This is a genomic window from Paraburkholderia madseniana (assembly GCF_009690905.1).
Lineage (GTDB): Bacteria > Pseudomonadota > Gammaproteobacteria > Burkholderiales > Burkholderiaceae > Paraburkholderia > Paraburkholderia madseniana.
In genome coordinates, this window is record NZ_VOSW01000065.1 from 1 (window position 1) to 16,878 (window position 16,878).

Here is a 16,878-nt window from a genome sequence, read left to right on the forward strand (position 1 = left end):
CTGTTGCTGGAAGGCATTGCCTTCAAGGACGGAGAACCGGTGCAAGACGATCAACCCGGTCAGCAGAAACTCGCCGCCTGACGTCGCCGGTCATCAACCGCTCATACACCAGACTTGACCGTATCTCGAGTTGTCTCCCTGGCACCAACTCTGCGGCACCGGATGGCCCAACTCTATTCGCAGAACAACGCTTACGTCTTGCCTGAAAGTGCAGTGTTGGCCCGGCAGCAAATCTCCCTGGCGAAATTGCACTGTCAGGCAAGAGATCTCGCTGCCGTTCCCGTACATTCGGCGCCACAGTGTATTTCCAATGGAGACATTTAACTTGAGATCTGTCCAGTTGCTCATTGGGGGACGTGCGCAGCCGGCCGCGTCCGGCGCCACATTCGCGCGCATCAACCCGCAATCGAATCAGGCCGTCACGGAAGCATCCGCAGCCTGCGCAGAAGGCGCCCGGCTTGCCGCGGATGCGGCAGAAGCCGCCTTTGCCCAATGGTCCCAGACCGGCCCGTCCGAGCGTCGCGCCAGGCTCTTGCGTGCCGCAGACCTGATGGAACAGCAGGAAGGCCAATTCGTCGAGATCATGCAGGCGGAAACCGGCGCGACGCGCGTCTGGGCCGAGCACAACGTGTTCGCCGCGGCCGCGATCCTGCGTGAAGCCGCGAGCATGACTACCCAGATCAGCGGCGAAGTCATTCCCTCCGATGAAGGCCGCCTGTCGTTCGCGGTGAGCCAGCCCGCCGGCGTGGTGCTCGGCATCGCGCCGTGGAACGCACCGATCGTGCTCGGCACGCGAGCCATCGCGATGCCGCTCGCCTGCAGCAACACGGTGGTACTGAAGGCCTCAGAACTGTGCCCGGCAACCCACGCGAAAATCGCCGAGGTGCTGGTCGAGGCCGGCCTCGGCAATGGCGTGGTCAACCTGATCACCCATGCACCCGCCGCAGCACGTGAAGTGGTCGGCGCGCTGATCGAGCATCCGGCCGTGCGGCGCATCAACTTCACGGGTTCCACCCGCGTCGGCCAGTTGATCGCCGAGCAGGCCGCGCGTGTGCTCAAGCCGGTCCTGCTCGAACTGGGCGGGAAGTCCCCGCTGATCGTGCTCGACGATGCCGACCTGGAACGCGCCGTTCAAGCCGCGGCATTCGGTGCGTTCTTCAATCAAGGGCAGATCTGCATGTCGACCGAGCGGATTGTCGTTACGCCCGGCATCGCCGCCGCGTTTGTGCGACGCCTTGGCGACAAGGCCAATAGCATCGCCGTCGGTGATCCGCGCGTGAGCGACGCGCCGCTCGGCGCACTGGCCAGCGCCGCGGCCGGCGCGCGCATCAACGAACTGATCGACGATGCACTGAGCAAGGGTGCCGCCCTGGTGGCGGGCGGCAAGGCCGAAGGCGTGTTTATGCCGGCAACGGTGCTCGACGGCGTCACCGCGGACATGCATATCTACCGTGAAGAGACCTTCGGCCCGATCGTCTGCGTGCTGCACGCCGACCACGACGACCACGCGGTGACGCTAGCCAACGACACGGAATTCGGCCTGTCCGCCGCCGTCTTCAGCCAGAACATCGAGCGCGCGTTCTCAGTCACGAAGCGCATCCGCTCGGGTATCTGCCACATCAACGGCGCGACCGTCAGCGACGAACCGCAGATGCCGTTTGGCGGCACCGGCCGCAGTGGTTACGGCCGCTTTGGCGGCAAGGCCGGGATCGCGGAGTTCACCGAGCTGCGCTGGATAACGGTGGCATCCGATGCACCGCACTTCCCGATCTGATCAGCGAATCGCCAGCGGGCGAGCGCCATCAAGCGTTCGCCCGATACAAAAATCAAGCAAGGAGATAAACATGAGTATTCACGCAACCGACGCACGGGCGCACGCGCTGCAGGCGGGATGGACCCGCTTCGATCACGGCGCCTTCGAATGCACGGTCGTCACCGATGGTCTCCTGCATCTCGGGCCGCCACGCACCACGTTTCCGGAGGCCGACGTCGAGGAACTCGACGATCTGCTGATCCGTGCCTTCCTGCCCACCGAATCGATTGCGCTCGATCAGAACGTCCTGCTCGTCAACACCGGCGAACAACTGATCCTGTTCGACACCGGCGTCGGCATCAATGCCGATCTCGGCGTCAAGACCTTCGGACCGCTGACCGGCCAGGTGATCGCCAACATGCGCGCCGCCGGCATCGAACCCGAGGCAATCGACATAGTGGCGCTCACCCATACGCACCCGGACCATTGCTGGGGACTCGTCGATGACGACGACCGCAAGCTGTTTCCGAACGCGCGCATCGTGGTGAGCCGTGCCGACGTCGACTACTGGACCAATCTCGACAATATCCGACCGTCGATGTCCGACCACATGAAGGATCACTTCTACGGCGCGCACAAGAACCTCGCGCCCTACCGCGATGTAATCAGCTTCATTGAGGATGGCCAGGAAATCGTGCCGGGCATCCGCGCGCATGCCACGCCGGGCCACAGCCCCGGCCATACGATCTATGAAATTTCCAGCGAAGGCCAGACGCTCGTTTGCTGGGGCGATCTGTGCCATCACCAGGTGCTGCTGCTGCAACGCCCCGACTGGGCATTCCTGTTCGACTACGACAGTTCAGCCGCCGCGGCGACCCGCGTGAAGGTCCTCGACTGGATCGAGAAGAGTGAATACCAGGTGCTGTCGTATCACTTTCCTTTCCCGGGACGCGGCCATCTGCGGCGCAACGGCGGTGGCTACGACTGGTTGCCCTCGCCAATCCAGCTCGAACGCGCCTGAGCGCACCCTCATCCACATTACGGTCATCGCATCATGAACACACCCTACCGTTGCACCTGCGGCCTGATCGACGTACACGCCCACTGCCTGCCGCCCGCCTACCGCAAGGCGCTCGACGCAGCCGGCCTCGCCACGCTCGACGGCGGTTATCCGGTTCCCGAATGGACGCCGGAAAAAGCCACCGCAGTGATGGCGGAAAACGGCATCGATACCATGATGCTGTCGGTGTCCTCGCCGAGCGTCAGTTTCCTGCCCACGCGGGAAGCGCGCGTGCGTCTCGCGCGCACCATCAACGAAGATATCGCGCAGTTGCGGCGCGATCATCCCGGCAGCTTTGGCGGCTTCATGACCTTGCCGCTGCCGTACGTCGCCGAATCGCTGGCCGAGATCGACTACGCCTTCGACGAGCTCGATCTCGACGGCATCGTCATCGAAACCAATAGCGACGGCAAATATCTCGGCGACCCGTCGCTCGCGCCGATCTTCGACCGGCTCAACGAACGAAAGGCCACCATCTTCCTGCATCCGACCGCGCCGGCCTGCTTCTCGGCGGTCGGCCTGGGACGACCTGCGCCGCTCTTCGAATTCCCGTGCGACACGGCACGTACGGTGATCGACCTGGTGTTCTCGAACACCTTCAAGCGCTGCCCCGACATCAAGCTGATCCTGCCGCACGCGGGCGGCGTCCTGCCTGCGATCGCACACCGGATCGCACTGCTGTCACCCATGCCCGTGATGAAACCGCAGCCCAAGGCATCGGAAGAAGTGATTGCCGAATTCAAGGGTCTGTATTACGACCTCGCGATGTCCGCGAATCAGCCGGGTTTCGACGTGCTGCGCACGCTCGCGCCGATCTCGCAGATCCTCGTCGGCACGGATTTCCCGTTCCAGCCGGCCGCCAACGTGGCACGGAATATTGACAGCTTCCGCCGCCTCGAAGGCATCGATGCAGACGAGCACGAGGCGATCGCGCGCAATAACGCACTGCGCCTGTTTCCGCATTTCGCCGCGCGCCCGGCGAGCTGACGCGTTGCGTTCTTAAGCCATATCCGTCGTTCCTTGAAGTTGACGTATCCGCGGCGCCTGGATCGCTCCTGGCGTAGCGGAGGGTTTGTCGCGCCCGCGGCAGCCCGACACCGTACGAATGACGTCCCTCGGCGCGCCATTCGCACAGCAGAAAAAAGCGGCACCGATAGCCGACCCAGACACATAGGAGACAAACATGAATACCGTACTGGTAGACGATCTCATTGACGAGCGGCCCTTCGGCCTGTTCCAGGCCAGCATCTTCGCCATCTGCTTCCTGATCGCCCTGATGGACGGCGCCAACGTCCAGGTCATGGGTCTGAGCGCGCCCCTCATGGCCGTCGATCTGAAACTCACGCCGGCCCAGCTCGGCCCGCTCTTCGCCGGCTCCGAATTCGGCTTCATGATGGGCGCGCTGCTGCTCGGTCCGCTCGCAGATCGGATCGGCCGCAAGACCGTACTGGTTGCGTGTGCCTGGCTGTTCGGGCTGGCCTCGCTCGGCACCGTTGCCGCACCCGGCTTCGCGGCGCTGCTCACATTGCGCGTCGTGACCGGCATCGGACTCGGTGGCGCGGCGCCATGCCTCGTGAGCCTCGCAACCGAATACGTGTCGCAGCGCTACCGCGGACGGGTAGCTTCGCTGCTCTGGGCCGCGATGCCGGCCGGCGGCGTCATTGCCGGCTTCGCGGCAAGCGTCGTGATTCCTCAGTACGGCTGGAAGTCGATGTTCTACCTGAGCGGCATCGTGCCCATCGTCGCCGCGATCCTGGTGCTGCTCTTCGTTCCCGAATCGGTGCGGCTGCTGATCCTGTCCAACGCGCCGCAGCAGCGCATCGAGCGCATCATCAGGCGGCTCGCTCCGTCGCGTTCGTTCGGAGACGCGGTGCGTTACGCCACGCACGAGCATCAGGAAAAGGGGCTGCCGGTCAAACATCTCTTCATGGACGGCCGCGCGCCGTTCACCGCATTGCTCTGGCTCGCCTTCTTCCTCAACTTCCTCGCCTTGATCGCGACCCTGGCCTGGACCAGCACGCTGCTGCGCAGCGCTGCCATGCCGGTGGCAGACGCAGCGACGGTGATTGGCTGGAACAACGTGGGCGGAACCATAGGCGTTGCGATAGCCGGCGCTGTGATGGAACGGCTCGGCACCTATCGCTTCCTTGCACTGATCTACACCGTCGGCGCGATCGCGCTGGCCTTGACCGGCATCTGCGCGCCGCACACTGCTTCGGTCGCGCTGTGCTCGGGTCTGACCGGCCTGTTCGTGGGCGGCGCCACCTCGGGTCTGATCGCGATCGCGACGATCGCCTATCCGACCGCGATCCGCTCGACCGGTGTGGGCTGGGGACTCGCGGCCGGACGTTTCGGTGGCGCATCCGGTCCGGTCGTGGTCGGAGCTCTCGTCGCCGCCGGGTTCCCGGTCGCCCAGACCTTCATCGTGATCGCGGCTCCTGTGCTCGGTGCAGCACTGGTGATGCTGATGATGGGACGCCTCAACACCGTGCATGCAACGGATCGCGCCGAATTTGCCGCGCATTGAATCAAGGCCAGGGGACGAAGCCCCTGGCCAGCACCGATCAAACAAAAACAAGCGATATCCAGGAGACAAACATGTTCAAGCGAACGCTACTCATCTGCACCGCGCTGCTCGCATGCGACCAGGCATCGGCACAGGGCAGCATGACCATCTTCGGCATGATGGATGCCGGCATCACGTACGTGAACAATTCAGGCGGAAAGAACAAGTTCTTCTTCGACGACGGCAACTATTATCCCAACATGCTGGGCTTCCTCGGGCAGGAAGATCTTGGTGGTGGAACCAAAGCCGTGTTCGAACTCGTGAACCAGTTTTCACTCGCCAACGGCTCGACCATTCCTGACGCAGACGGGCTCTTCAACAGGACAGCCTACGTTGGCCTCGACAGCGGCACGCTCGGACGATTGACGTTCGGTACCCAGTATGACTTCATGAAGGACCAATTGCTCGAGTACGACGCGTCGCTCTATACAGGCGGTTTCTACAATTTTCGCGACGGCCCGTTTCAGGCGCTGAAGATCCCCAGCAACGCGACCGGATCATGGGATTTCGATCGCGTCGGCGGATCGTCGCGCGTGTCCAACTCCGTCAGGTACCGGTCTATCGACTATGGCGGATTTTCATTTGGCCTGATGTACGGCTTCGGCAACGTAGCCGGCGCCGTATCGACCGATAACACGGTCAGTGCAGCGCTGGAGTATAAGCGTGGCGGGTTCGGCATCGCCGCGGCCTACACCGACGTCAAATACCCGCAAATGGATAACGGCCATGAGGGGATTCGCAACTGGGGAGTCGGCACCAAGTACGACATCGGCAAAGTCCTCGCCAATGTCCTCTACACCAATACCCGAAACACCCTCACGGGTGCGGAGATCAATGCGATACAGCTCGGGGCAAACTGGCGTATCACCCCGGAATGGTCACTCGGTGGGAATTACCAATACATGAAGGGAAACGCCAAACTCTCCAGCAACAAGGCCCATGAAGTCACAGCATCGGTGATGTACTGGCTGTCGAAGCGGACAACCCTTTACGCGGAGGGCATCTACCAGCGCGCGATCGGCGGCAACGGTCCGGCAACGGCGTGGATCAACGGATTGCTCGCACCCTCCAGCACCGGTTCACAGATCCTGGCGCGAATCGGAATGGCGACCACTTTCTAGCCACCCGGGGCCATGCGCCCCGCCAGGCGCTAGAGCCAGCCCGCAGTCCGTGGGCCGCTGCGCACCGACACACGACCATCACGCATGACCCCATGAACAGAACGACCGTCGCCGATCCAGACCTTACCCAGGCGTGCCTGAACGGGCAGCACACCCTCACGGGCAGCGGGGGGCGAGGTCTGCGCACCCTCCTCGCCGCCTCGGGGCCTGCCGTCATCGCCTCCGTGGCCTACCTGGACCCAGGCAACATCATCACCAACCTGCAGGCAGGCGCACGATACGGCGACACCCTCCTGTGGGTCGTCCTCCTTGCCAGTATCGTTGCAATGCTGTTCCAGTCCATGTCAGCCAGGCTCGGAATCGCCACAGGACGCAATCTTGCCGAGATCTGTCGCGATGCGCTGCCGCGCCGCTACGCCATTGCCCTGTGGTTGTTCTGCGAAGCGGCCGCCATGGCCACGGATCTCGCCGAGGTACTCGGTGGCGCCATCGGCATATCTCTGCTTCTGCACATAACGCTGTTCGACGGGATGGTGATCACGATCATCGCGACCTATGCCCTCCTGCAACTCGAAAAGCGCGGATTCCGCCCGCTAGAACTCGTGATCGCCGGTTTCGTTGGCGTCATAGGGATGGCATACCTGGCCGAACTGACGATCATGCCGGTGAACTGGTCGTCCGTCTGGCGGCACTCCTTGCCTTCGCGCTTCGCCGATCACGGCGCGCTCAACCCTGCGGTCGGCATCGTCGGGGCCAGACAACGGCCCGTGCCACAGGGCTCACTTGAATACAGGATCCAGGTTAAGTGCAATGCTGTCGCCGAACGATTCAACCTGCCACCGGCCAAGATAGTCGTTATAGCTCACATGTACCAGTTGCACCGGCGAATTGGCCACCTTGACCCAGTAAGGACCGGCAAGGCCCGGTAGTGTGTCACGCCAGGCTTGTGCTCCCGCACCTCGTTGGGGTGCGGCCGCAAAGACTGTGTTCATATCCGTCATTTCCACCTCATTTCATTCATCGGGGCGATTGCGCCCTATCTCACCCAGCAAGACATCCCGGCACGCCAGCAACCTCTCCACGATTCGTGGTCGTCCGGCTGCCGCGACACGGACTGCCGGAGCCGGAACGGATACCGCAAAGCGCCCGAGGATGGTATCAACGCCGACAGCAAGGGACACAACACCGGGCGTCGTTTCGTTGTCGTCGACCGCATAGCCGATGCGCCTCACACGCTTCAGTTCCTTCAGTAGTTCGCCGCTGTCCGTCCCCTTGGCGTCTGGCAGTTGAAGCAGCATCAACGCCTCCTCGTCCGCACCGAGCGCCAGTAACGCCCTCCCGCCCGCCGTGGTCGCGAGCGGCAGGTTCGCCCCGACACGCGGCACCACACGCAGTTCCTGCTCGGCTACCACCACGTGAATGAACGCCAGCTCGCGGCCGCTGATCCGGCCGAGCGCCACCGTTTCACCAATATCGTCGCTCAGCGACTGCAGGTGCGGGGCCGCCACGGCTACCACGTCGGTATGCGGTTTGCCGACAAGCCGCAGGAACGCCGGCCCGAGCCGCACGCCATCAGCGCGCCCGGTGCGCACGAGCTCCTCGTCAGCCAGCGCCTTCACGATGCGCTGGATCGTGGAACGGGTAGATCACCCGCCTTCGCGATCGGCCCGACGCTCAGCCTGCCGGTCTTCGAAGGCGGACGACTGCGTGCCCAACTGAAGCTGCGTGAGGCACAGCAGCAGGAGGCCGCGCTCGCGTATCAGCGTACGGTGCTTGGCGCCTGGAACGAGATCGACAACACGCTCTCCGCGCTCTCGACGGAGCAGCAGCGGCGCACGAGTCTCGCGGCGAACGTTGCGCAAAGCGACCATGCCTTGCAGCTCTCGACGTCGCGCTACCAGGCCGGCGCCGACACCCGGCTCGATGCGCTCGCAGCGCAGCGAACCCTGCTCGCGGCAAAGCTCGAATGGATACGCAGCGATGCGGACGTATCGCTGAACGCAATACGTCTGTACAAGGCGCTTGGCGGTGGTTGGGAAGGTGCGGGCGACACCCCGCTCGCCGCGCGCTGACGAATCACGCTGTTGCGTCACATCACCGATGCAACAGCTCGCCTTTCCTTGATCGACCGAGGGGTATCGCACGATTGCTGCTCTAATTTTCCCGACCAGAACAGGGATGGGTCTGCCATGGGAGACGGACTTACCAGGAAATCCGTGATGGGCTAGCTGATGGGCTGAAAAAGAAAAAGCCCCGTAAGTCGTTGAACTTACGGGGCCTTGTCACCGCTTTTGGCGGAGACGGAGGGATTCGAACCCTCGATCCAGGTTTTGGCCCAGATGCTCCCTTAGCAGGGGAGTGCCTTCGACCTCTCGGCCACGTCTCCCAAACTTTCGGTTGCGCAGGGAGTCAGCGCAACGAAGCCAAGATAATAGCGGGCCGAACCGCGAAGGTCAATGTCTGCCGCACATTTTTTGTGCCAGCTTTGTCACTGACGACGCAATTAATTGACATTAACTTGCGTCACATTAGCCGGGCGTACCGCACACATTCAGAGATGAGGTGCTCTTGTACACCCCACCCCGCACAGCAAATTACGCTTGATCCAGTTCGAACGCCTTATGCAGCGCGCGCACGGCGAGCTCCATGTACTTCTCGTCGATCAGCACCGAAATCTTGATTTCGGAGGTCGAGATCATCTGGATGTTGATGCCCTCTTCCGACAACGTGCGGAACATCGTGCTCGCGATACCCACGTGCGAACGCATGCCGACGCCGACCACCGATACCTTCGACACCTTCGGATCGCCCAGCACCTGCTCAGCCTGCACATGGCCCTTCACCTGGCCGGTGAGGATGTCCATGGCGCGCTGATAATCGCCGCGGCCGACCGTGAACGTAAAGGCCGTTTTGCCTTCGACGCTCTGGTTCTGGATGATCATGTCGACGTCGATATTCGCGTCCGCCACCGGGCCGAGAATCTGATACGCGATGCCCGGCTTGTCGGGCACACCCATCACGGCGATACGAGCTTCGTCGCGCTGAAACGCGATGCCTGAGATGACTGCTTTTTCCATGGTCTCGTCTTCTTCAAAAGTAATCAGGGTGCCCGACTTCATTTCAGTGTCGAGCGGGATCAGCGGATCGGTCAGGCTCGACAGCACACGCGTCTTCACCTGATATTTGCCGGCGAATTCCACCGAGCGGATCTGCAGCACCTTGGAACCCAGGCTTGCCATTTCCAGCATTTCTTCAAACGTCACGCGATCGAGGCGGCGTGCTTCTTCCACCACGCGCGGGTCGGTCGTGTAGACGCCGTCGACGTCCGTGTAAATCAGGCACTCGTCGGCCTTCAATGCGGCAGCGACTGCAACAGCCGACGTATCCGAACCGCCGCGGCCGAGCGTGGTGATGTGGCCGTCAGGGTCGATACCCTGGAAGCCGGTGATCACCACTACTTTGCCCGCTTCGAGATCGCGCAGCACGCGCTCGCCGTCGATTTCGCTGATGCGCGCTTTCGTGAACGCGCTATCCGTTTTGACCGGCACTTGCCAGCCGGCATAGCTGACCGCGTCGACGCCGGCTTCCTGCAGCGCGATGGCCAGCAGTCCCGAGCTGACCTGCTCGCCGGTAGCGGCAATCATGTCGAGTTCGCGCGGGCTCGGCTGGCTCGTGATTTCTTTCGCGAGACCGAGCAAGCGGTTGGTTTCGCCGGACATTGCCGACGGCACGACGACCATCTTGTGGCCGGCCTTATGCCATTTCGCGACGCGCTTGGCGACGTTCTTGATGCGCTCGACCGAGCCCATCGAGGTGCCGCCGTATTTATGTACGATGAGTGCCATTGTCGTTCTGAACTGGAGGAGAAAACGCGCTGGCGCGCTGGAGACGACCGCACAAAAGCACAGGAGCGCAACGTCTTGTGAACGACGGCAAAGTGTGTGGCGGCGTAGATGCAGCGCGCGTGTAACACGCGCGGATTTGCCCGGGAATGATCGCTAGTGGCTTACCGGAAACGACGGATCACGCACGGAAACCGCAAAAGCGACGGCGAAATCGGGTCGGGCAAACAAGTTAAATTACCCGATCGAGCGCAAAAAGACAAGCCGAAATGGCCGTCGAATGATCCATATTACCGGCTGAAAAGGCGTATCCGGCGCGGTTTTGCGCCCTATTCCGGAGATTCACCGGATAGATAACCCGCCTGTCCGACTGGTCGGTCAGGCGATCAGCAGGTCGTCGCGCCAGATGATCCTGACACGCGGCTCGGCCGCATCGACCTGCTCGGGCAACGCTGTGCGGTTCAGGCCGAGCAAGGGCACGAACAGCAGGTCGCCGCCTACGTAAAGCAGCGGCACGTCACGCTTCCATGCCGGAATGCCGCGCTCCTGGAACAGGTTCTTCAGCGTGCGGCTCGGGCTGCCTGGTGCAGCGCTCGTACGCATCCGTTCGCCGCCACTGCGCGAACGCGCGCTTAGCAATGCCCGGCGCAGAACGCTGACGGGAAGCGTATCGTGATCGTCTGACGCTCCATCGACAATGCCGGAGGCATCGCCATCGGCAGCGGAATCGACATCAGAAGCGGCGGCGACAGCGACTGCGACAAACACAAAGGTGCCCCGCCATTGCGGCAAACGCCAGATCGCTTCACCCTGCCATGCGAGTTCGCTCACTGCGCGCTCAGCGAGCGCGGTTTCATCGGCGGGCTCACTGCTATCGCCCGCTTCCCAGTAGATCAAGCCGCGATAACTGCGCAACGCTTGCCCTGCATGATCGATACGCAGGCTATGGCCCTCGCCGGCTTCCCCGACTTCGCGCAACTGCCGCAAAACGTCGGTCAGACGCGCGGTCGATGCAGCAGCCAGACCCAGTGTGCGCATCCAGTAGCGCAGCAGGTTGAGCGCGCGATCGTCGTCGAGGGCGAGCAGCACATCATGCGATAGCGCGCGGCCATCATCGCGCACGGCTTCGTCCAGATCGATGCGCGCGAGATCGTCGAGCAGACGCTGCGCCGATGCCGCATGCGCGGCGGTGCGCGCGAGTGCGTCGCGAAAACCAGGAAAGTGGACGGCCAGCGCCGGTGTCACCTCGTGACGCAATGCGTTGCGCGCGTAACGGGTGTCCGCGTTCGATTCGTCGTCGATCCAGCGCAGATTCCGGGCGCTCGCATACTGCTCGAGTTGCGCTCGCAGCAGATGCAGCAAAGGCCTCACGCGCACCGAGGAGGCGCCTGCCGGCAAGTACTCGGGCGCCATCGCCGCAAGTCCCGCGAGGCCCGCGCCGCGCAGCAATTGCAATAGCACCGTCTCCGCCTGGTCATCCGCATGTTGCGCGAGCCATAGCGTGGGAACGGCGCGTGCTGCGCACATTGCGTCCAGCGCACGGTAACGCGCATCGCGCGCCGCGGCCTCGACACTCACACCCGCGTCACGCGGCACCTCGACACGCTGTGCCGCGAATTCAACGCCACGTTCCTGCGCAAATGCTTCGCAATGCGCGAGCCACTCGTCGGCATGCGCGCTGAGTCCATGATGCACATGCAGCGCGACACAACGCGACGCCCCCGCGACACGCACCACCGCATCCAGCAGCACACTCGAATCGACGCCACCGCTGAACGCCACCGCAATGCGCGCATTCGCAGGCAACGCGGACAGCGCAACGCCGACCGCCTCGAGAACGAGGCGGTCGGCGGGCGATTCGGCGGTGGGAGTCACGTCGCTAGCGCGTTACGCGCTGAAGGACGAAAGAGAACGCGCGCGGGCTTACGCACCCGGCGTCGTTTCCTTGAACTTGCCGTACGACATCAACCGTTCGAAACGGCGTTGACGCAGGTCGTTGATGCTCATGCCCTGGAACTGGCGCAGCGAGTCGGCGAGTGCACGGCGCAGCATCGCGGCCATGCCCTTCGGATCGCGATGCGCGCCACCGAGCGGCTCGTTGACGATCTTGTCGATCAGGCCGAGCGCCTTGAGACGATGCGCGGTCAGGCCGAGCGCTTCCGCGGCTTCCGGCGCTTTCGCTGCGCTCTTCCACAGGATCGACGCGCACCCTTCCGGCGAAATCACCGAATAGGTCGAGAACTGCAGCATCAGCACGCTGTCGCCGACGGCAATCGCAAGCGCGCCGCCCGAACCGCCTTCACCGATGATCGTGGCGATCAGCGGCGTCTTGAGTTCAGCCATCACGTACAGATTGCGACCGATCGCTTCCGACTGGCCGCGCTCTTCCGCGCCGATGCCCGGATAGGCGCCCGGCGTGTCGATGAACGTGAAGATCGGCAAGCCGAACTTCTCGGCGAGACGCATCAGGCGTTCGGCCTTGCGATAGCCTTCCGGACGCGGCATGCCGAAGTTGCGCAGCGCGCGCTCCTTCGTATCACGACCCTTCTGATGGCCGATCACCATGCACGCCTGGCCGTTGAAACGCGCGAGGCCGCCGACGATCGACAGGTCGTCCGCATAGTTGCGGTCGCCGTGCAGCTCGTGGAAATCGGTGAACAGCTCGTTCACGTAATCGAACGTGTACGGGCGTTGGGGGTGACGGGCGATTTGCGAAACCTGCCACGGGGTGAGGTTCGCGTACAGATCTTTGGTGAGCTGTTGACTCTTCTTGGACAGCCGCTCGATCTCTTCCGAAATATCGACGGCCGAATCGTCCTGCACGAAGCGCAATTCTTCGATCTTCGCTTCGAGTTCAGCGATCGGCTGTTCGAAATCCAGAAAGGTGGTCTTCATTGGTTGTAATCCTTGGACTTACCGGCAGCGCGTATTCTAACCGCGCTCGCCGATGTCAAAACCATTTCTCAACTATCGATTTTTAACAATTGATAGCTTTTCAAACGGCATCGCTTCTTTTGCTTTAGTAGTCGACCGGCAACGGATCGAGACTACGCCACATATACCAGGTGGCGACAGTGCGCCACGGCTCCCAGTTTGCCGCGACCTCACGCGCTTCACTGCGCGTAACCGGTTCGCCGCTGAAGTAATTGACGCTGATCGCGCGGATCAGGCCGAGATCGTCAAGCGGCAGCACGTCCGGGCGCGACAGATTGAAGATCAGGAACATTTCCGCGGTCCAGCGGCCAATGCCGCGGATCTGCGTGAGTTCGGCGATCACCGCCTCGTCGTCCATCGAGGTCCACTTGCCGACGTGCAACGCGCCCGACACGAAGTGCTGCGCGAGATCGAGGACGTATTCGGCCTTGCGCCTGGACAACCCGCACGCGGTCAGCTTGTCCTGACCGAGCTTGATGAACTGCTGCGGCACGAGCTTCGGACACGCCGCCTCGACTTTCGCCCAGACCGCCTGCGCGGACGCTACCGAAATCTGCTGCCCGACCACCGAACGCGCGAGCGTGACGAACGGATCGCCACGGCTTAGCAGATGCACCGGGCCGAACTTCGGGATCAGTTTCTTCAGGATACGGTCGCGCTTGACGAGGTCCGCGCACGCCTTGTCCCAATACGCCGGACGGGTGACTTCAGGCGTGAGGCCGCCGATCTGCGCCGGCACCGCGAGTTCAGCAACATCCGCGGCTTCCCCGCCCGCACTCGATGACGCGCGCGTCTTGCGAACGACTTCGCCTTCGTGAGTATCTCGCGCGAATTCTCGCACGTCGCCTGCGAGTTCGGCAGGCAACGCGCCATTGCTTTTTGCACGCGAGGTTTTGGCACGCGTCGAAACAGGCGCGTGCGCCGACGAGCCGTTCAGCGCGCGCTTGACGGTGGTCTTCTTCGCCGCCCCGGTCGTTGCCGTTGCTGCTGCACCCGCCGCGGCACGCGCGCCTGCCTTCGCCGCCACCCCGGCGGCTTTCGATGATGCATTCTTTACCGCGCTGCCGCCCGCGCGAGCCGACGTTCGTGTCGACTTTACCGCGGTTGCCGCGTTTGTTTGAGACGTGGCTCGTTTAGCCGGCGTCTTCGTGGCCGTTGCCATCCTGCCTCCTGCCTGGCGAGTCGATCAGAGGGAAGTACGAGGTGCGTTCACACGCGCCGCCACTCGGTCAACCCGCCGGGTTTGTCTTCAAGTGCAACGCCGGCCTCGAGCAATTCTGCCCGGATCCGGTCTGCTGCTGCATAGTCTTTCGCCTGCTTGGCGGCCACGCGCGCGGCGATCTTCGCTTCGATCGCGGCGGCGTCGAGCGCGCCTTCCGCGGCGGCGCCCGCAGCCCGCTGCAGGTATGCACGCGGCTCCCGGCCGAGCAAGCCGATCACAGCGCTCAGCGAGCGCAATTGACGGGCCAGCGCGGGATCGCGCGTGCGGTTCACTTCAGTTGCCAACTCGAACAACACCGACACTGCAACCGGCGTGTTGAAGTCGTCGTTCATTGCTGCCTGGAAACGCTGCGCATGCGCTTCGTTCCAGTCGAGTTCCGCACCGTCCGGCGTGACGTCTTTCAGCGCGGTGTACAAACGCGTCAGCGCACTGCGGGCGTCGTCGATATGCACGTCGCTGTAATTCAACGGCGAGCGATAGTGTGCGCGCGCGATGAAAAAACGCACGACCTCGGCATCGTACTGCGCCAATACTTCGCGAATCGTAAAGAAGTTGTTCAACGACTTCGACATCTTCTCATTGTCGATCTGTACGTAGCCGTTGTGCATCCAGTAATTGACGAAGGTTTGTCCGGTCGCAGCTTCGCTTTGCGCAATCTCGTTCTCGTGGTGCGGAAACTGCAGGTCCTGACCGCCGCCGTGAATGTCGAAATGCTCGCCGAGCAACGTGCAGCCCATTGCCGAGCATTCGATATGCCAGCCGGGGCGGCCGCGCCCGTACTTCGACTCCCAGCCAGTGTCGGCCGGTTCGTCCGGCTTCGCCTGTTTCCACAGCACGAAGTCGAGCGGGTCCTGCTTCGACTCGTTCGCGGCGACGCGTTCGCCGGCGCGCAGATCTTCGAGCGACTTGCCCGACAGCTTGCCGTAGCCCGCGAACTTGCGCACCGCATAGTTCACGTCGCCGTCGGCCGCCTGATAGGCGTAACCGTTCACCTCGAGCTTCTCGATCATGCCGAGCATCTGCGGGATGAAATCGGTGGCGCGTGGTTCCAGATCGGGCCGCTCGATACCGAGCGCATCCGCATCTTCATGCAAGGCTTTGATGAAGCGATCGGTCAACGATTTGATCGTTTCGCCGTTCTCCACTGCGCGCCGGATGATCTTGTCGTCGATATCCGTGATGTTGCGCACGTAGGTGACGTCGTAGCCGAGCGTGCGCAACCACCGCTGCACGATGTCGAACACGACCATCACCCGTGCATGACCGACGTGACAATAGTCGTACACGGTCATCCCGCAGACGTACATCCGCACGACGCCATCCTGCAGCGGCACGAAAGTTTGCTTGTCACGCGCGAGCGTGTTGTAGATGCGCAGTGATTCCATAGAGAACGGTGCGTGGGCCGAAAGAAATCCGCAATGTGTTTCGTGCTGTTTCGTGCATGAGGCGCCCCGCGAGAAGACGGCGGGTGCGTTCTGTGTACTGCAACACGCACAGCAGCAAACCGGTGCACCTGGTGCGGCGGTCAGGCTGCGTTCAAGGCGGAGACGACCACGAGTGGCGAAAAGACAGTTTGCGGTTCGACGGAACGCGCAGACCTTTTGTTAGAATGGGTCGGAGTATAACATCCAGACCCGAGCCTATGAAACCTTCCAGCGGCCGCGCGCGCAGCGCTGCGACCCTCGCCGCGACGGCATTCTGCGCCGTCGCCCTCACGGTCTTGCCGGGTGCTGCCGCGTACGCGCAGAAAGGCGCCGCGACCATGCCGCAGGGCCCCGCCGTGCGTGACAACACGCCGGAAATCGACGCGTCGATTGCGCAGAAGAACTGGGAAGCCTCGCTCACCCAGCTCGACGCGCGCATCGCCTCGAATCCGCACGACGCGCAAGCCAGGTTCAAGCGCGCCACCGTGCTCGCCCACCTGAATCGCGACGACGAAGCCATCACCGCGTTCACCGAACTCACGCAGCTGTATCCGGAACTGCCCGAACCGTATAACAACCTGGCCGCGCTCTATGCGAAGCACGGCCGTTATGCCGAGGCACGCGCCGCGCTCGAAACCGCGACCAAGGTGAATCCTGGCTACGGTCTCGCGTACGAGAATCTCGGCGATCTGTATCTGCGCATGGCGAACGAAGCCTACCGTCGCGCCCAGGGCCTCGGCAAAGCAAGCGCCACGACCACGCAGCGCCTCGCCGACATCCAGAAGATCGTTTCGCCGCCCAAGGGCAGCGCGCCGGCGAAAAAAGCCGCGGCGCCTGCCGAGGCCAGCGCCGCGCGCCCCACCGCGGACATGACACAAACACCGAGCTTCCAGTACGGCGGCGCAAATGGCTCGCTCGCCATGCCGCCCTACATGGCGCCGTCGCAGTAACACCGT

General features: G+C 62.9%; 14 protein-coding genes and 1 tRNA gene. 8 read left to right on the plus strand and 7 right to left on the minus strand.

The genetic code is table 11. The features are described from left to right. Positions 1-325 precede the first annotated feature (325 nt). The 6 genes from FSO04_RS29350 (at position 326) to FSO04_RS29375 (ending at position 7,429) form a co-directional block, all read left to right on the plus strand. On the plus strand, positions 326-1,774 hold the full coding sequence (locus FSO04_RS29350; RefSeq protein ID WP_166618269.1) for an aldehyde dehydrogenase: 1,449 nt from the start codon (positions 326-328) through the stop codon (positions 1,772-1,774). Between the two features lie 70 nt (positions 1,775-1,844). Further along, positions 1,845-2,774: an MBL fold metallo-hydrolase gene (locus FSO04_RS29355; RefSeq protein ID WP_154565089.1), complete on the plus strand. Its 930-nt coding sequence runs from the start codon at positions 1,845-1,847 to the stop codon at positions 2,772-2,774. A 33-nt stretch (positions 2,775-2,807) separates the two neighbouring features. Then, entirely contained in the window at positions 2,808-3,800 is a 993-nt protein-coding gene (locus FSO04_RS29360) for an amidohydrolase family protein (protein WP_154565091.1), read from the plus strand. Positions 3,801-3,996: 196 nt separating this feature from the next. Continuing rightward, positions 3,997-5,340, plus strand: coding sequence for an MFS transporter (locus FSO04_RS29365; protein ID WP_154565093.1), 1,344 nt, complete (start codon positions 3,997-3,999; stop codon positions 5,338-5,340). After that, the gene (locus FSO04_RS29370; protein ID WP_233465021.1) at positions 5,337-6,500 is read left to right on the plus strand and encodes a porin; all 1,164 of its coding nucleotides are present in this window, start codon (positions 5,337-5,339) and stop codon (positions 6,498-6,500) included. Before FSO04_RS29365 ends, FSO04_RS29370 begins: the two co-directional genes overlap by 4 nt. A gap of 92 nt (positions 6,501-6,592) precedes the next feature. Continuing rightward, positions 6,593-7,429, plus strand: coding sequence for an Nramp family divalent metal transporter (locus tag FSO04_RS29375; protein ID WP_154565095.1), 837 nt, complete (start codon positions 6,593-6,595; stop codon positions 7,427-7,429). An 84-nt stretch (positions 7,430-7,513) separates the two neighbouring features. Here FSO04_RS29375 and FSO04_RS29380 read toward each other — a convergent pair whose 3' ends face one another. Further along, positions 7,514-8,008: an IclR family transcriptional regulator domain-containing protein gene (locus FSO04_RS29380; protein ID WP_166618270.1), complete on the minus strand. Its 495-nt coding sequence runs from the start codon at positions 8,006-8,008 to the stop codon at positions 7,514-7,516. Positions 8,009-8,023: 15 nt separating this feature from the next. Between FSO04_RS29380 and FSO04_RS29385 the strand changes: the two genes are divergently transcribed. Further along, a complete protein-coding gene (locus tag FSO04_RS29385) occupies positions 8,024-8,572 on the plus strand; it encodes a TolC family protein (RefSeq protein WP_154565099.1) in 549 nt (182 codons plus the stop codon). A 220-nt stretch (positions 8,573-8,792) separates the two neighbouring features. Here FSO04_RS29385 and FSO04_RS29390 read toward each other — a convergent pair. The 6 genes from FSO04_RS29390 to cysS form a co-directional block, all read right to left on the minus strand. Beyond that, positions 8,793-8,886, minus strand: a tRNA-Ser gene (locus FSO04_RS29390). A 208-nt stretch (positions 8,887-9,094) separates the two neighbouring features. After that, complete coding sequence (locus FSO04_RS29395) at positions 9,095-10,345, minus strand: aspartate kinase (protein ID WP_154565101.1); 1,251 nt, start codon at positions 10,343-10,345, stop codon at positions 9,095-9,097. Positions 10,346-10,720: 375 nt separating this feature from the next. Beyond that, complete coding sequence (tilS, locus tag FSO04_RS29400) at positions 10,721-12,217, minus strand: tRNA lysidine(34) synthetase TilS (RefSeq protein ID WP_168435888.1); 1,497 nt, start codon at positions 12,215-12,217, stop codon at positions 10,721-10,723. 48 nt (positions 12,218-12,265) lie between these two features. Continuing rightward, positions 12,266-13,237 (minus strand): acetyl-CoA carboxylase carboxyltransferase subunit alpha, encoded by a 972-nt coding sequence (locus FSO04_RS29405; protein WP_007181378.1) that lies wholly within the window; start codon positions 13,235-13,237, stop codon positions 12,266-12,268. 124 nt (positions 13,238-13,361) lie between these two features. Then, positions 13,362-14,438 (minus strand): DNA-3-methyladenine glycosylase family protein, encoded by a 1,077-nt coding sequence (locus FSO04_RS29410; RefSeq protein WP_154565103.1) that lies wholly within the window; start codon positions 14,436-14,438, stop codon positions 13,362-13,364. 47 nt (positions 14,439-14,485) lie between these two features. Next, complete coding sequence (gene cysS, locus FSO04_RS29415; protein WP_154565105.1) at positions 14,486-15,883, minus strand: cysteine--tRNA ligase; 1,398 nt, start codon at positions 15,881-15,883, stop codon at positions 14,486-14,488. A gap of 257 nt (positions 15,884-16,140) precedes the next feature. On the opposite strand from cysS, the gene FSO04_RS29420 reads away from it, so the two are divergent. Further along, complete coding sequence (locus FSO04_RS29420) at positions 16,141-16,872, plus strand: tetratricopeptide repeat protein (protein ID WP_154565107.1); 732 nt, start codon at positions 16,141-16,143, stop codon at positions 16,870-16,872. The last annotated feature ends 6 nt before the right edge of the window (positions 16,873-16,878 follow it).

Coding starts and splice junctions, on each gene's coding strand:
- FSO04_RS29405 (WP_007181378.1), bottom strand. CDS start 13,237: ATGAAGACCACCTTTCTGGATTTCGAACAGCCGATCGCTGAACTCGAA.
- FSO04_RS29365 (WP_154565093.1), top strand. CDS start 3,997: ATGAATACCGTACTGGTAGACGATCTCATTGACGAGCGGCCCTTCGGC.
- FSO04_RS29395 (WP_154565101.1), bottom strand. CDS start 10,345: ATGGCACTCATCGTACATAAATACGGCGGCACCTCGATGGGCTCGGTC.
- cysS (WP_154565105.1), bottom strand. CDS start 15,883: ATGGAATCACTGCGCATCTACAACACGCTCGCGCGTGACAAGCAAACT.
- FSO04_RS29355 (WP_154565089.1), top strand. CDS start 1,845: ATGAGTATTCACGCAACCGACGCACGGGCGCACGCGCTGCAGGCGGGA.
- FSO04_RS29410 (WP_154565103.1), bottom strand. CDS start 14,438: ATGGCAACGGCCACGAAGACGCCGGCTAAACGAGCCACGTCTCAAACA.
- FSO04_RS29420 (WP_154565107.1), top strand. CDS start 16,141: ATGAAACCTTCCAGCGGCCGCGCGCGCAGCGCTGCGACCCTCGCCGCG.
- FSO04_RS29385 (WP_154565099.1), top strand. CDS start 8,024: ATGCGGTTTGCCGACAAGCCGCAGGAACGCCGGCCCGAGCCGCACGCC.
- FSO04_RS29360 (WP_154565091.1), top strand. CDS start 2,808: ATGAACACACCCTACCGTTGCACCTGCGGCCTGATCGACGTACACGCC.
- FSO04_RS29375 (WP_154565095.1), top strand. CDS start 6,593: ATGAACAGAACGACCGTCGCCGATCCAGACCTTACCCAGGCGTGCCTG.